Below are 16,575 nucleotides of genomic sequence, written 5' to 3' on the forward strand. Positions count from 1 at the left end.
AAACAAAAAAATCTACACGATCAGAAAAGTCTCTATCGTGCCATTTTCATACATGATGTATAGTCCAAGTAGAATGAATACTATGGGCACAATGATTCGCTCGTATTTTTCAATTGTCTCGAATATTAACGGAATAGAGGATAACATCCGACTAATCTCGCAAAAGATAATTATGCCGATTACAAACACAAGCAACGCCACGAGGGTCTGTGACCAATCTAACGAAGCAAAATAAGGTATATAGATACCTAAATTATCTCCGCCAGACGCAATTGTCAGCAATGTAACTGTCCAAAACAGTTGATTTGCCTTGCTTTGTTCTAATCTTTCAATAATTTCTTCCTCTTCTTCCTCACCTTCTCCAACAATTGCAAAGCGAATCCCTAAATAGATAGGGATTAAACCAAGCAATCCAACCATCCATTCTTCAGGCACGAAATTAACGACATAAGCAGCAACTAAACTCGCCCCTACAAGTAAGCCTGTTCCTAGATATTGCCCCGTATAAATATGCCATTTCTGTTTATTCTGTGATAGCTGTGCAAATAAAATAATTAAAATAATTAAATAATCGATACTGGTGGAAATATAAACACCAATAGCAGATATGATTGTCTGTCCCATAAAAAACTCCTGTATTAGTCAGTAATAAATCAGCAGATTTTAGGAGAGCACAGACACATTAATTTAGCTATCGCTAGTGGGTAATGTCGAACGTAGGAAAGCATTTTACTCCTCCTCAAAACGTAGTTACAAAGTAATTTCTAACTGGAATTCGGTGACTACTTCCATGTAAAGTATAACATACTATACTTTACTTCGTAAAGTGTGGGCTCTCCGAGGGGGCTTGCAGACAGTTACTCGGCTTGAAAAGCCGAGTAACTGCGCACCTTCATGGTGTCATTAGCTGATACCATTTGAGGTTTTTGTAGTCTCCAAAATTGTGACCGATAAAACCTCAATCAATGGTACTCGTTAAAGGTGCTGGTTTTTGTAGTCTCCAAAATTGTGACCGATAAAACAAATATTCGTAAATACTTACTATTACGAATGTTTTTGTAGTCTCCAAAATTGTGACCGATAAAACTGGGTGAGTTGCGTGGAAAACAAAAATCAGGTTTTTGTAGTCTCCAAAATTGTGACCGATAAAACAAGTGCTTTATAACATCTTTGGAAGATTGAGTTTTTGTAGTCTCCAAAATTGTGACCGATAAAACAAAAGATCTATAATTTGTCTATATTTTCCTGTTTTTGTAGTCTCCAAAATTGTGACCGATAAAACTACGGAAACCATGTATACACTAGCGACTATGTTTTTATAGTCTCCAAAATTGTGACCGATAAAACTCAATGCGCTTCGAGGTACTGAGAATGATTGTTTTTATAGTCTCCAAAATTGTGACCGATAAAACCTCAATAAAAAAGCCCTCTGAATATCAGAGAGCTGATTTGAGCTTGGGCTAAAATCCTAGTGAAAAAGATAAAACTCCTTGTGTTCATCGAACACTGTGTCCTTTCCCTATTTTCATACTGATTTTTAACGCCCTTAGCATCATGATTCTTGCTGGATAAAACGTTTATAGACTAAGCGGCAAGCCGAAGATTGTACAAAAATGTTAGTGAAACAAAAAATCTCCCCGAAGGGAGATGATCTGGTTTATTTTACCTTACAGTGCTAGGAACCGTAACCGAAGATTATACTTGAGTATATCGAGGTAAGGTGACAACGCAATGTAAGTGGAAAATAAAGCAGATTAGCGACGAAGTCCTAGAGAGTTGATCAACTCACGGTAACGGTTAACGTCGTTTTTACGCAAGTATGCAAGCAAGTTACGACGGCGACCGATTTTCTTCATCAATCCACGGTAAGTAGCGTGGTCTTTTTTGTGTTGTTTGATGTGTTCGTTAAGGTGGTTGATTTCCCAAGTAAGGACAGCAACTTGAACCTCTACTGAACCTGTATCACCTTCGTGACGTGCATATTGTGCGATGATTTCATTTTTTTTCTCTTTTGAGATTGCCATGATGTTTCTCCTTTTTATTTGGCTTCATCCGAGTGACAGGTTGGCATGCCTGTAACCAAGAAGAAGTTATTTGTCTTTACGACAGTTCTTATTCTACCAAGAAGCAGAGACTTTGTCAACTGATTTACTGTTCAAGACCGTGAATTACTCTACTGATTTCAGGGCTTCGAGCATATCTACCTTTCTTACAATCAAGTCACTCCTTACTATCATTATAACGCTTTTTCAACTAGTTGAAAACTAGGAGCAAACACAAGAAAGCCTAGGAATTCCTAGGCTTTCTGTTTATAGATTATTTTCCAAGGTAGTATTCAGAAACTACATTCAATTTTTCGTCGAATTCGAATACCAATGGTGGGAAGTTAGGGATTTCCACGTCCATGATTTCGTCGTCTGACAAGCGTTTGATGTGTTTTACAAGGGCACGGATTGAGTTACCGTGAGCTCCTACGAATACGTTTTTACCATCTTTAAGTGCTGGAGCGATTTTGTCTTCCCAGAATGGAAGGGCACGTTCCAAAGTCACTTTCAAGTTTTCAGCATCTGGGATAACTGAGTCGTCAAGTGAAGCGTAACGACGGTCAGTGTGAGCTGAATGCTCATCATCACGGTCCATGTTTGGAGGCAATACATCGTATGAACGACGCCAGATGTGAACTTGCTCATCACCAAATTGTTCAGCAGCTTCAGCCTTGTTTTTACCAGTCAAACCACCGTAGTGACGTTCGTTCAAGCGCCATGATTTTTCAACTGGAACCCACAATTGGTCAGAAGCTTCAAGAGCCAAGTTTGTTGTTTTGATCGCACGTTTCAATACTGAAGTGTAAGCTTGGTCAAATTCGATACCAGCTTCTTTGATCAATTTACCAGCGTCAATCGCTTGTTGTGTACCTTTTTCAGACAAATCAACATCAGCCCAACCAGTGAAAAGGTTAGCTTTGTTCCATTCAGACTCACCGTGGCGAGCAAAAACCAATTTTACCATTAGATGGATTCTCCTTTTATTTTTCGAGGTTGTCCTCGTTTATCTATTCTATTTTACACAATTTTTCACAAAAAAGCTAGTTAAAATCAACTAAAAAGAGAAGAGTCTCAACATGACTCTTCTCTCAGCAATCTACTTTTAAAAATTGTTTTTGAAACACAAAAACAACCCTTCCTAGGGTTGTTTTCACTAGACTATCAGACAAGGCCACGGACTTCTTTCAAAAATTTAGAAAAAGAAACAGCGCCTTTAATGATTAGAAATCCTCCTATCCACTCGGTCGCTGAAAGAAAGCCCAGCACGCCACCAATGATAAATAAAATAGAAGGTAGCTTTCGAAGTTGTTGATCTTCTTCGAAATAGATTAACATAAAGGTCCCTAATGCAATCATCAAAATCTTAAAAAATGTCAGGAGCAAGGAAAAGGTTACCGTGACGACCAGCACCTTTGAAGGATCTTTATAGATGATGGCACCAGTATAGGATAGCAAAAATCGTAGGACAGGTCCCAAAAGCAAGGTTATGCCTGCCACCATGCCCAGTCTCCAATTGAGTCGAACCAATCTATCTCTCTCCATAAAAACCTCCTTCTCTCGTAGCTATCATTCTACCATATTTGCTCCAGAAACAAAAGACCTTCTCCGTCACAAACAAATCGCCTACCTGCTTTCAGACATCCGAACATAAAAAGAGAAGATCTGTCGATCCTCCCTTTTCATTTTCCAACCCTTATTTCTTAAAAATAGAGGTTCTGAAGTCGTTTGTTTGGTCAAGATAAGCTTTAAAGATTGCTCTCTTCAACTTATGAACGGCACTATCATACTCTGGATTATAGTTGCTCCAACGAGGACTTACAGCATCCTTGAGAACAGCTTGATCCATGAGGGCTTGCAATTCACTCACTTGATTGATGGTCTTGGTCCCATAGCTTGGCCATGGTTTTGTCGGATCTTTAAAGGTCACTTGTTTCAAGTTTTCAAACTGATCCACACGTTCTTTATACATGGCTTTCTTAAAGGCAGCCCAAGATGCATACTTGCCTTCAAATACCTTGTCCAATACAAGTTTATCGGTCACCAATCCTCGTTCTTTCCCATAGAGATTGATAGTTTGACCTTTTTGTTTGGCAGCTTCTTCGTATTGATTTGAGATATAAGGTACCATTCCATCCTTAAAGCCTTTGGCAGCCAAAAGTTCGTAAGCAATCCTACGCCCCATAAGGTCCCCTGGCGTGCCTTTCTCACTGCTGAGAGCTGAAAAGATTGGGGCAAAGAGTTTAATGGTATAGTAGCCATTTCGTTCATAGTCGCCAGTCTGGTACTCACGAGCTGATAAGATGTTGTGGTCAATCAAACTTTCAAAACTATTCAAGTTTTGGGCCTCTGCTTCTGTCAATTCTTTGACTACGTTAGTGGCGTAAACCTCATTTCCATCTGCTGGATCTTTCACATACTTGTTCTCAATTTTTCTGAGAGCCGCCATTTTCTGGTAAACATTCAGTTTGTTGACGATTGATTGTCCTTCGAGATATTCCAACATGTAGATGAGGTCAAACATGTTGTGGACATAGCTCTGAAGATCTGCTGCATTTTGGAATCTTTCTGTCGGATCCAAGACTTGCAGACGGGAGCCCTCTGCACTATCTGATTTTGAGTGCTTCAAGATAGAATTTATGGTAATGGTTGCGTCACTTGGTTGGTCAGGGGCTTGCAATAAACCTTTTGCAAAGAACTCTGGTCCTAGGCCACTTCTTCGACCATAACCCCCAAGGTAGATATCCTGATCGGAATCATGGGTCATTTCATGGGTATAAGTAATGGCTCCATCCTTGTCTAGCATACGGTAAGACATATAGTAGACACCATCCCCTGTTGCGTAGGCTCCATGCTGGTTGTGTACTACCTTATTGCCAACTGGGCCAAAGAAGTTCTTCATGGCTGAGTTGGTGCTATCAAACTTAGCCTCCACTGTAGCTTTTCCAGAGGTTGTGTCATCACCAAACTTATAAGCATCATAAAGCAAGATGGTACGATAGAGTTTTTCACGCCCCTCATTATCTAAAATACGATACCAATAATCGTAGTGATCTCGCTGGCGTTTGGCTGTTTCACGCGCATTTTCTTCAACAAAGTCATTGAGAGCCTTGCCCGCTTTATGCTCACTATTGCGGTAGCGATCATAAGCTCCAAATCCTAGACTAGACATGGTCGAGATGACAAAGACGGATCTCTCTGGCAAGGTCAGGAGCGGCAAGACCATATTGCGATATTTCCATGTGGCACTCGTGATGCGGTCATAGACACCGATAGAATACTTGCTACCAGTCTGTCCTTGCTTCGTTTTCACCTCTTCGATAGTGGATTTTTCTTCGACGATGTAGGCCTTAGTCTCTGATTTAAACCAGTCATTGTTACTTGTTTTTGGTAAAAAGACTTTGCGGTAATGTTCCAGCGTGCTAAACAAATCTGTCGTTCCATGATGACTAGCAAGACTGATACCATAAGTATCGACATTATTCTTAGCTAGAAGATTGTTAAAGCCAGATTTACCCAGCTCAATCAGGGCATCTAGTGGTGAAGCATTTCCCTTACCAAAGAAGTCCAAATGGTACAGAACTAGGTCTTTGACATTCACCTGACCATAGCTAAAGTTGTACCAACGCTCCAGATACGCCATACCAAGTAGCAAGGCTTCCTTGTTGTGTTTGATTTTATCTACAAGATAGCCCTTGGTAACTGGGTTATCACCGGCAAGTCCAGCATCAGCTGACAAGAGCTTTTTCAAACTGTCTTCCAAATGTTGTTTTGTTTTGGCGAACTGGTCTTCTAGATAGAGCTCAGTTTGCTTGACGTTTGGAGAAATACCCAGCGTCTTTCTGATGGCTTCTGAATGATAGTCAACCTTTTGTAAGTCAGGTAAGACTTGCTTGATGATAGAAGATTGGTCATACAGGAATTGGTTTGGCGTATAGAGAAGTCCAGTATCTCCTAGACTATATTCCGCTAATTTGGCAAAATCATCCTGGTACTTGAGATCGAGTTTCTCAGATGAATGGTCCTTGTAATGCAGCAAGAGTTTGTTTGCAGTCTGTTTGTTAGAAACAATATCAGTGATGACTTGGTTGTCCTTCATCATGACTGCTGACAAGAGTTCTTTTTGATATAACAGACTGTTCTCATTGACCAGATTTCCGTATTTGACGATGGTTGCCTTGTTGTAGAAAGGTAGCAATTTTTCAATGTTCTTATAAGCCAAGGCGCGCTTAGATTGATAATGGGCAACCTTAGAAAAATCACTGTCTTTTTTGCCACTTGTTGAGAGTGGTTCCACTGTTGGTAGAGTGAGAGGATTGATTGCTGCTTTTTTGCTTTCGATTTGGGAAGCATCTAGCATTGTTCCTCTTTCTTCAAAGGATTCCTTGCTGACGACTTCATCCTTGACCAAGGTGACATTGTAGACTCTGTTGGCCTTGCTACTGAATGTGTCCTTCACCTTCATTCCATTATAGTGGTAGCCGGTAATGGCATTTCCGTTGGTTACATTGACATCACTGAGAACATTGGTCAATCTTCCAGCATGCTGTTCCTCATTAGTTTTTCGATCCCACAAATAGCCTGCTACTCCCGCGACTCTACCAAAGTGCTTGGCATTGTTAATATCGCCTTCAGCATAGCTATCTTGGATTTGTGCATCCTGATCTACTAGACCTGCAAGACCACCCACTGTCTGATCTGAACTATTTGTGTTGGATGAAATGGCTACTGTCGCTTTTGACTTAGTAAGTAAAGCCTTGTCACCTGTCAAATGACCGACCAGACCACCGATATTATAGGCAGCAGTCGTCTCATACGTGTTGATAATTCTTCCCTTGAAACTGCTCTCTGTGATACTTGATTGCTCCGCCTTAGCCAGCAAACCACCGATACCACGTTCACCTGCTAGAACACCATCAACGTGAACTTGCTTAATCTTTGTGCCATTCTGAGCTTCATAGGACAATGCACCGATATCATCTTTCCCTGAAATGGAGACATTTTTCAGACTCAATTTTTCTACTGTGGCACTACTCAAAGTTTCAAACAGTGGTTTTTTCAAGTTGTAAATAGCATACTGCTTGCCATCTTTTTCACCAATCAACTGACCAGTAAAGGCGCCCTTGATGTAAGATCTTTCATCAGGTCCCAGTTCCACTTCGTTGGCATTCAAACTAGCTGCTAAATGATAGGTTCCAGAGAGATTCTTGTTGATAGCTTTGACCAGATTGCTAAAGGAAGTAAAGGTTGTCGTTTCCTCTGTAGCCTTCTTAGCTAAGTAGAAGGTGAAATTATCAACATATTTATTTTCTAGCTCTTGCTGGAGTTTCTCAGCCTTGGCTGTGATTTTATAAACTGGCTGGCCATCTTTCGTTTCAGCCGTTATTGAAGCGACTGGTAGATAGACATCTTTAAATGACGAGGATTTAACCTTGACAAAGTAAGTTTCTGTATTCTTTGGAACACTGTCTAAAGAAACATGTTGTTTGTAAGTACCATTGGTCTGACTATACAACTCCAGATCCGAAACGTTTCTTAATTCAAGTGTTTTTTCTGGATCTTTTTCTTTTGGTTTTTCTGTCGGAGTTTCCGGTTTTACTTGCTCGGTATTGCCCGTATACTCTGGAAGAGGAGCGACTTGTTCCGGTTCCACAATGGCTCCTGCTTGGGTACCTTTATACTCTGGAAGGGAAGACTGGATTTCTGGTTCAACGATAGCACCAGCCTGGGTTCCCTTGTACTCAGCTTGTGGTGCGACTTGTTCTGGTTCCACAATCGCACCTGCTTGCGTATCTGTATATTCTGGTTTTTCAGCTATCTCAGGGTCAACAATCGCTCCTGCTTGAGTTCCCTGATACTCAGGTAGTGGAGCGACTTGTTCTGGTTCCACAATGGCACCTGATTGAGTATCTGTATATTCTGGTTTTTCGCTTGTCTCTGGCGCTACGACCGCTCCCGCTTGAGTTCCCTGATACTCAGGCAATGGAGCAACTTGCTCGGGTTCAACGACGGCTCCTGCTTGGGTGCCTGTATATTCTGGTTTTTCAGCTGTCTCTGGGGCTACAACCGCTCCCGCTTGCTCGCCTGTATATTCTGGTAATGGAGCCTGCGTCTCAGGCTCTCCTTTTGTTGCAGACTGAGGTGCTTCACTTGCAGCTACTGCCTTCTTAGTCCCTTTCTCTACTATACGTGGCAAGACTTCTTCTACTTTAGTTGAGAGAACTTCCCGAGAAATTTCTTGGTTTTCAACAGTGAAAATGCGAACAAGTTCAATCTTCTTCCCAGCACGACCTTCTTGTTTGACATGGATGGTTCCCTCTGTTAGTTCTGGATTTTCCTGCACCACTTCTGAAACATCTAGTTTGGTTACAATCTCTTGGTCTTTGTATAAGAGCTCTGGTTTGTTCACGCGACCAGCCAAGACTTCGTCTTGAGGATCTACACTAGCAATACCAGACGGCTTTTTATTAGATAAATCTTGAGAAGGGATTGTCTTGTCTGCAGGGCTTGTTGAAGACGGAGCTTTCTGCTCATCTCCTGCCTTTTGTCCACCTTCGTTGGCTTGGAAATGAGGTTGAACTGTATAGTCAAGTTTCTGATCCCTAGCAGCAGTTTCTTGCTGATTAATCTCTTTGTCTTGCTTAATATAGCCTAGATAAGTATAACCTGATAAGGCACGTGGCAAAGGCAGACTATCTCCTTGGGATAATTGGTATTCCTGATTGTATTGGAGCAAAAGTTGATTTTCAATAGCCTGAACTGAAGAAGCCAAACCACTGCCCATCCCTGTTACCAAAATCACATTCAAGAGGGCTTTCTTTTTGCCTTTCTTTTTCGATACGACAAAAATAAGAAGGCCAATTGAAGCTAGGGCTCCACCAGTTAAAACACTAGTAAGGCTATTCTGCCCACCTGTATTGGGCAACTGACCTAGTTGGGCTTTCTCATCCATACGGTAGACTAGATAATAGGTGCTCTCACTATCTTCCGCAATCTTCGGAATATCCTTGACAATCAAGTCCTTCTCTTGCCCACTCAGCTCCGTATCCGTCACATATTTGTAGTGAACAGCTGCATTTTCTTGAGCAAATACGGTTCCACTACTCGCAATGGACACAAAAAATAGGCTTGAAATCGAAGCTGACACAAGTCCAATTGCTAATTTTCGTAAGGAGAAACGATGCTGCTTCTCTCCAAAAAACTTTTTCATTTTAAATCCTCTCAACTTTTACCTTCTATCAAGAAAATAACTAGCATTATATTTTGATATAGGTATTTCACATCCACCATTATACTATAAAAATACTTCCTTGTCTCAAATAAATTCTTTGAATTTCATGAAAGTAAAAGCTTATTTATCCTGTCAATTTTACCCCTGCTTGATGACAAAAAAAGAAGGCTAAGCGCCTTCTCTTATTTGAAAATATTTCTAACAAAAAGTTATTATTCTTGAATTTCGAATTTTTTCAAAAGTCCAAAATAGAGGGATCCACCAATGATTGTCAGAATTCCTCCTACCCATCCCAAGAATGGGATCAATCCAACAGAACCACCTACGATAAACAAAACAGACGGTGCAGGAGTCACACGCTCATCGTCCTTGTAATAGACAATAGACACAATTCCTAAAACCAAGACAGCAATTTTTACCAATGCCAAAATGATTGAAAAAATCGTCAATATACCAACTGTTGCATCAGAGTCCTCCGTCGCTGCAGCAGCCCCGACAGCTATCATAAACATAACAAGAGGTGCCAACAGCAAGACGATACCTGAAATAAGACCAAAAATCGCATTTACGCGAGCAAGTGCTTTTGTTTTCATCCGAATCTCCTTAAAAAAATTTTACAACTATCATTTTATCATATTTTCATGAAAAACAAAAGAAATTTCGAAACGAGTATACTAGATGATGAATGTTTTCCAATTTCTCTCCAGATATTTAGAGTAAGAAATATGTCCTGTATCAATTTATTTGTAAATTCATTCGTTTTTGTACTAAGCAAGCCATTCACCTAAAAAAGAAGATCACTTGGATCTTCTTTTTTCGTGTCTATCTTTCAAAGATGGACTGTCTGAAGTCGTCTGTGGCACGTAGATAAGCGTTGAAAATACGATACTTGAGTTGGGCGACACTGCTCTTAGAGCTGTCTGATAAGGCACGATCAATGTTCTTAGCTGAGGCATCCGCTAGTACTGCTAAGTACATATAATCTTGTAATTCCTCATAAGAAGAAATCGTAATTTGTCGTTTGCTATCTAGTTTTCCTGCTTCAAACTCGATAGTGATAGGGCGAAGGAAGTTTTGAGCCTTGTTGTATCGCTCATTCAACATGGCTTTCTTCAAATCCTTCCATGATTCATACTGGCTACCATAGAGATTTTTGAAAACCAAATCATCTCCAACTACTCCGACATCTCCTCTGTTCCAGATTGAGTAGGTCTTGTTTCCTTCTTTGAGGGCTTGGCCAGCGTATTGGCCAGATACATATGGGACAAATCCTTGCTGGTAACCCTTGTCTCCAAGCAATTCATAGGCTCTACGGCGGAACATAAGTCCCCCAGGTGCACCAGTTGGATTGTCCAGAGCTGCATAGAAGGAAGCAAACATATTGATGACATAGTAGCCATTTCGTCCAAAGCTAGCTCTATCCCAACCATCGCGACGACCAATGATATTATGATCAACCAAATCATCAACAGATTTTAGTTTGGCTGCTTCTTCGGCAGTTATAGGGACAATTCGATCATCAGCGTGAGCTTGTTTACCATAAGAAGTTTTTTCAAAGTTATAATTTTCAGCCTTACGGTACCATTTCATTTTCTGTTGATCAGTTAGAACTCCAGTAACAATATCCCCTTCTACATAATCCAGAAGGTTCAGTACGTCAAAAACTCCATGCATGTAGTCGCGAAGAGCATCTGCTGAGGAGAATCGAGCAACAGGATCATAGGTATGGTAACGTGTGGTCGAATCTTTATCTCCTTGATAGAAGCTATTAAGTACGAGACCTTTTTCGCTAACATTGGTTACAGACTCTAACATCCCTGTAGCAAAACTCTCAGGTCCTTCACCCTCACGACGACCATGTCCTTCAAAATAGATAGAACCATCCGAGTTGTGGGTCATTTCATGGGTATAGACCATGGTTCCAGAAGCTCCCAGCATCTGGTCATAGACATAGAAGACTTCATAACCATTTGCAAAGGCTCCTAGTCCATTGTCTCCGTGATACTTGCCAGCAGGGCCAAAGAAATTATACATAGCAACAGAGGTCTTATCATTACGAGGAGCCCAATATTGCTGGCCTTTATCATTATAAAGAAAGAAACCGTCTGTAACGATCACCCGTCTGAATAGAGTGTCTTTCCTGTTTGGACTTAAAATGTTGTACCACATGTCATAGTGGTTTCGTTGCCATTCAGCTGATTGATCCACAAGTTTTTCAACGTGTCGATGGAGTTCCTCGCCTGAGAGAACTCTACCACCTTCTTTCCTGTAGCCTCCAAAGCTACCAAAGGCAATAGTCGACATATTGCTGATGATATAGACATCTCTTTCAGGTAAGGTCAGAAGTTGGAGGACCATTTGCTTGAAGCCCCAATCTCCCTGAGTCAGTCTGTCGTAGACCTTGATTGTATACTTACTCTTACGATCTGCATTGTCTTGCTTAGCCTGAATTTCTGGCAGACTTGAACGAGCTTCTACGATATAAGCCTTAGTATTTTCCTTGAACCACTCACTGTTGGTTTTATTTGGCAAGAAGAGTTCACGCAGACTTTCTAAGTAAGCAAAGAGGTCTCCTTTGCCTTTTTCCTTGGCTAGAGATTGTCGGTAGGCATTGAAGTTGTTTTGGGCTCGAAGATTGCCCATTCCAGAGTTCCCGAGAGCGATGATAGTATCCAGTGTCGAAGCTGCTTGATTGCCAAAGAAATCAAACTTATAGGCATTAAGATCCTTGGTGTTGAACGTTCCATAGTTGACATTATACCAGCGGTTGAGATAGGTCAGACCAAGCATGAAGGCTTCTTTGTTCTGCAGAATCTTTTGGCTAATCGCATCCGCTACGGCAGGGCCTAGGGTGTTAATCGACTTGTCAACTGAAAGCACCTTGAGGAGCTCCTGACCTAGTTCAGCCTTGGTTTGTTCAAAGGCTTTTTCTAGATAAAGATCATCTAAGGAAGCTGTTTCACCAATTCCAAGGACCTTTCGAACTGCAGTTGAGTCATAGGTCACAGCTTTGAGTTCTTCCAAGACACTCGCTTTAATGGACTGGTAGTCAGATAGGAAGGTTTCTGGCGTATAGAGCAAATTCTTATCAGCGATGCTATATTCTGCAATCTGGCCATTGGCAAAATCACCCTTGTAGGTCAGATCAAGATAAGCGATCGTCTTATCTGCATAATGCAGCATCAGTCTATTGATTTCACCCTTATGACTGTTGACATCCGTTATCAGCGTCTCGTCTTTCATCGGAACCACATCTAGCAGGGCTACTTTGTTGAGTTTATCATCTTCAGCTAATTGGTTGGCTGTATGAACGATGAAGTCTTTGTTGTAGAATGGTAATAGTTTTTCTACATTTTCGTAGGCTTGCTTTCTGGACTCCTGAGCTCCCCTCACTCGACTATAGTCTGTTTGATGCTGGTAAGCTTGCTGCAATGGCTCCTGGTCTGTCAAGTTTGAAGTGATTCCAAAGGACTGACGTTTGGCTTGCGCATCGGCCTCTGAAATAGAACGGACAAAACGCTCATCTTTTCGATTTGCTGTAGTCCCCTCAAGAACATAAGAGTCCCGAACAGAAGCCTCAGGATAGGGATCTCCTGTCATCGCATGACCATTTTGAACCTTGACACTGGTCAAGATATTTCGGACCTGTCCATTGTTCCAAGTAGACCCGATTGCTCCACCGACTTGGCCAGAATGACCTCCATTCTGGATAGAACCACTCACATAAGAAGTTTCTAATCTAGCTCCATTTTGCAAGCGACCAATCAAGCCTCCAACACGCTGGTCTCCGTTTCTACCCGTTACTTGGATAGATACATCTGCCTGACTCTTCTGCGCCAGTGATTGGTTGCCGTGGAAATTACCGACCAGGCCACCAATATTGTACTCCTGCCCTCCATCTTGGGTGCTGGTGATGGATCCTTTAAAGGCAACATTGGTTAGTTTTGTGTTTTGGGCAACTCCTACGAGTCCACCGATATGCTTGTTCCCAGATAGACTACCACTTACAGAAACATCCGTAATCGTTGCGTTCTGAGCGTTGCTAGCCAAGGCCCCTATAGAATCCTTGCCTGTAACTGCAGCCGATTTCAAGGTCAGTTGCTGGATGGTGGCATTTTTCAAGGTTGCAAAGAGTGGTTTTGCCAAGTTGTAGATGGTATAATCTTTGCCATCCACTCGGCTAGTTAGGCTACCTGAAAATTCTTCTGGTACATAGCTTGTCGCAGACTGTTCCAACTGGAGTTCATCTGCTGAAACATCCGCTCCTAATGTGAAGTTTCCAATCGGGTTTGACTTCATGGCCTCTACGAGCGCTTTGAAGGACGTATAGACACCTTCTTGACTAAGAGGCGTTTTCGGCAGTTCAAAAGAGTAATCTGGACGATAATGATCCCCTTCTCCCTCGACGAGCTGATTAGCTGATACCGTTACGGAATAGGCATTGCCCTTATCTGTAATCTTAGTAACAGGTAAGAGCATATCCTTGAACTTGTCTGACTGAATGCGGACATAGTAGTTGTCCAAATCAGACGGCACTTCCGACAGGGATAGGTAACGTCGGTAGCGACTACCATCTTTACCGTACAGTTCGATACGATCAATATCTTTGATTTCAACCTTCTTATAATCTAGCTGAACTAGGCGTTGATCCTCTATACTAGTTTGTTCCCCTTGACCCAGGTCATATTTCATGACAGTTTTGAGGGTATAAGGAGTATAGTAGTCCAAGTCATCAAGCGTCAATTTTTGAGTGAGGTCCACAAGGTCGACTTCCTTAATTAACGTTTCACCCTTGTATAGCTGCACTTTGGCTGATTGATAGCTAGCTGTAGCATCCGTCAAGTGATAGCTAAGAGAAACTTGGCGTTTGTCTTCTTCCTTCTCGACACGGACTAGAGAGAGGGTTGGTTTTCTCTTGACACCATCCAGAGCTTGACGAGCGGCCTCGAGATCCGTCCGAACTTGATCGACCAAGGCTTGATTGGCCAAAGGATTGTCCAAAACGAGCTTGGCCTGATCTAGAGCACGACGATAGCGGAGTTTGGCTTGTTCATCAGCATACTGGTAAGCAACTGTAGACTGAGTAACATCCTTCATGTCAAATTCAACACCAAGAGTTTTCTTATCAACAGGTTGGCCATCTAGATTATTCTTAGCAGTTTCAAGGGCCTTTTTCAAAGAATCAACCTGTTCTTGACTAGCATGAGATGCCTCAAAGAGAGCTTGGGCATTTGCGACTGCCTGTTTATAAGACTCTTGATCTGCAGTGGTATCATTGAAATACTGATGCGTTTTCTGAATGCTATCGGCCTCTTCCACTAATTGGTGTAAGGGTTCGAGGTCGAGAGTTCCTTTTTCTGGTTCCACAGGAGCGTGATCCACATTTGTAGAAATTGGTTTTGTACCGACTTTGATAATCTGAGGAACTGCTTCTTTTGTGATAGTGTTAGAGATTTCCTCTGTATTTTCGACTTTTCCATCTACTAAATACTGACGAGTCACAATCGTACGGACACCATCTTGACCAGCTTGGCTAACTTCCCTTTGCCCCAAAGGCAGGTCTGCACTTTCCACTTCCTTAGTTGGATAGGGTTCGGCCACTGTTGTGGTAACGTCCTTTTCTTCAACGTTTAAGCTTGGAACTTCATTTACAGGAGCGTCTGTTGGTTTCTCGCTAACAGGAGCTGTTCCGACCGTTACGATCTCTGAGACCGCTGGAGTCGTCACTTCGTTGGAGATTTCCTGGCTTCTCTCTACTTTGCCATCTACTATGTACTGACGGGTGACAATCGTACGGACGCCATCTTGACCAGCTTGGGTTATCTTGGTCTGGCCAACTGGTAAGCTATCACTCTCTACTCGTTCTCGAGTGTAGGGTTCTGCTACCGTCGTAGTAACATCCTTTTCCTCAACCTCTAGACTTGGAACTTCATTTACAGGAGCGTCTGTTGGTTTCTCGCTAACAGGGCCTGTTCCAACTGTTACGATTTCTGATACTGCTGGAGTTGTCACTTCGTTAGAGAGTTCCTGGCTTCTCTCTACTTTTCCATTTACCATGTACTGACGGGTGACGATTGTACGCACTCCATCTTGACCAGCTTGGGTTATCTTGGTCTGGCCAACTGGTAAGCTATCACTCTCTACTCGTTCTCGAGTGTAGGGTTCTGCTACCGTCGTAGTAACATCTTTTTCTTCAACCTTTAAGCTTGGAACTTCATTTATTGGAGCGTCTGTTGGTTTTTCACTAACGGACTCCCCTGGGCTTGGTTTTGTAGGAGCAAGGACCTTGCTTCCGACTTTTCTAATCTCAGAAGTAGGCTCAGTCGTTACCTGATTGGAAACCTCCTCTGTATGGATCACCTGACCATTTAAAATGTAGCTGCGGGTCACGATGGTACGACTACCATTTTTCCCTGCCTGAATCACCTCAGTTTGACCTTGCGGCAAATCAGCCGCCTCTACTTCCTCCACTTGGAAAGGAATAATCTCTGTACGACTCGTATCTTTACTTTCAACCTTTAACTCTGGTTGTTCAAATACAGGAGCATCACTTGGTTTCTGAGAACGATACTCTTCCTGCGCTTGGCTTCCGTTCGAAGTTTGGACTGGAGTATCAATAGGAGCCGAATGATTCAACTCTTTCTTGCCATCAACTGGAGAGTTTACTTCTTTTTGAGATTTCAAATACCCTACATATTGGTAGCCTTCAATCGTAAGTGGGGATTGCAATGTTTCCCCGACCTGTACAGTCAATTCCTGATTATAGTCTGCCAGCATTTGATTTGTCAAAGCCAAGGAAGTTGGCGCAATCAGCTGACTTCCTAGACTGGTCAAAAGCATGAATGAAGCAAGTTTCTTGCGATCATCTCTGCCCAGTTTAATCGCTACGACCAGTAGCACAATGCCTGCCCCTGCTGCAATTGAGCTAATGAGTTGGCTGTGACCAGTTGCAGGCAGCTGTCTCGTCGGACGATAAATCAAATAGTAAGTATCATCTGTTTCCTCAGCAAACTGTGGCAATTCTTTGACTACCAATTGCTTTTCTTGGTCCGTGAGCTCACTTTCTGTCACATACTTATAGTGAATCTGTTTTGTGACGGATGGCGTCTGTTCACTGGCTGCTACACTTGCAAGAGAACCTCCTCCACTAAAAAGGTAGAAAACCCCTACCAAAGCAGAAACTAAACCAACCGAAACTTTTCTCAATGAAAAACGTTGGTGCTTTTCTCCTAAATAACTTCTTTTCATTTCTAATCTTTCCTTCATCATGATTTGAATCCCCTCTATTCTACCGAAATTTAC

7 protein-coding genes and 1 CRISPR repeat array are annotated in these 16,575 nt (G+C 42.1%); all 7 genes read right to left on the reverse strand.

Annotated features, from left to right (window positions below; translation table 11 throughout):
- Nucleotides 1–12 precede the first annotated feature (12 nt).
- Nucleotides 13–624, reverse strand: coding sequence for a CadD family cadmium resistance transporter (locus tag EL140_RS06900; RefSeq protein WP_000531733.1), 612 nt, complete (start codon nucleotides 622–624; stop codon nucleotides 13–15).
- 298 nt (nucleotides 625–922) lie between these two features.
- Nucleotides 923–1,412: direct repeats of the CRISPR family, unit length 35 nt; unit sequence GTTTTTGTAGTCTCCAAAATTGTGACCGATAAAAC.
- 342 nt (nucleotides 1,413–1,754) lie between these two features.
- The gene (gene rpsO / locus EL140_RS06905) at nucleotides 1,755–2,024 is read right to left on the reverse strand and encodes a 30S ribosomal protein S15 (protein WP_001018251.1); all 270 of its coding nucleotides are present in this window, start codon (nucleotides 2,022–2,024) and stop codon (nucleotides 1,755–1,757) included.
- Nucleotides 2,025–2,316: 292 nt separating this feature from the next.
- The gene (locus EL140_RS06910; RefSeq protein ID WP_000240130.1) at nucleotides 2,317–3,009 is read right to left on the reverse strand and encodes a phosphoglycerate mutase; all 693 of its coding nucleotides are present in this window, start codon (nucleotides 3,007–3,009) and stop codon (nucleotides 2,317–2,319) included.
- Between the two features lie 197 nt (nucleotides 3,010–3,206).
- Nucleotides 3,207–3,587: a hypothetical protein gene (locus tag EL140_RS06915; protein ID WP_000439021.1), complete on the reverse strand. Its 381-nt coding sequence runs from the start codon at nucleotides 3,585–3,587 to the stop codon at nucleotides 3,207–3,209.
- Between the two features lie 151 nt (nucleotides 3,588–3,738).
- Nucleotides 3,739–9,252: a ZmpA/ZmpB/ZmpC family metallo-endopeptidase gene (locus tag EL140_RS06920; RefSeq protein ID WP_000713077.1), complete on the reverse strand. Its 5,514-nt coding sequence runs from the start codon at nucleotides 9,250–9,252 to the stop codon at nucleotides 3,739–3,741.
- 233 nt (nucleotides 9,253–9,485) lie between these two features.
- Entirely contained in the window at nucleotides 9,486–9,866 is a 381-nt protein-coding gene (locus EL140_RS06925) for a hypothetical protein (protein ID WP_000849881.1), read from the reverse strand.
- Between the two features lie 229 nt (nucleotides 9,867–10,095).
- Entirely contained in the window at nucleotides 10,096–16,521 is a 6,426-nt protein-coding gene (locus EL140_RS06930; RefSeq protein WP_000831276.1) for a ZmpA/ZmpB/ZmpC family metallo-endopeptidase, read from the reverse strand.
- Nucleotides 16,522–16,575: the final 54 nt, after the last annotated feature.

Origin of the sequence: Streptococcus oralis ATCC 35037, from assembly GCF_900637025.1 — a bacterium.
In the GTDB taxonomy this organism is placed as follows: Bacteria; Bacillota; Bacilli; order Lactobacillales; family Streptococcaceae; genus Streptococcus; species Streptococcus oralis.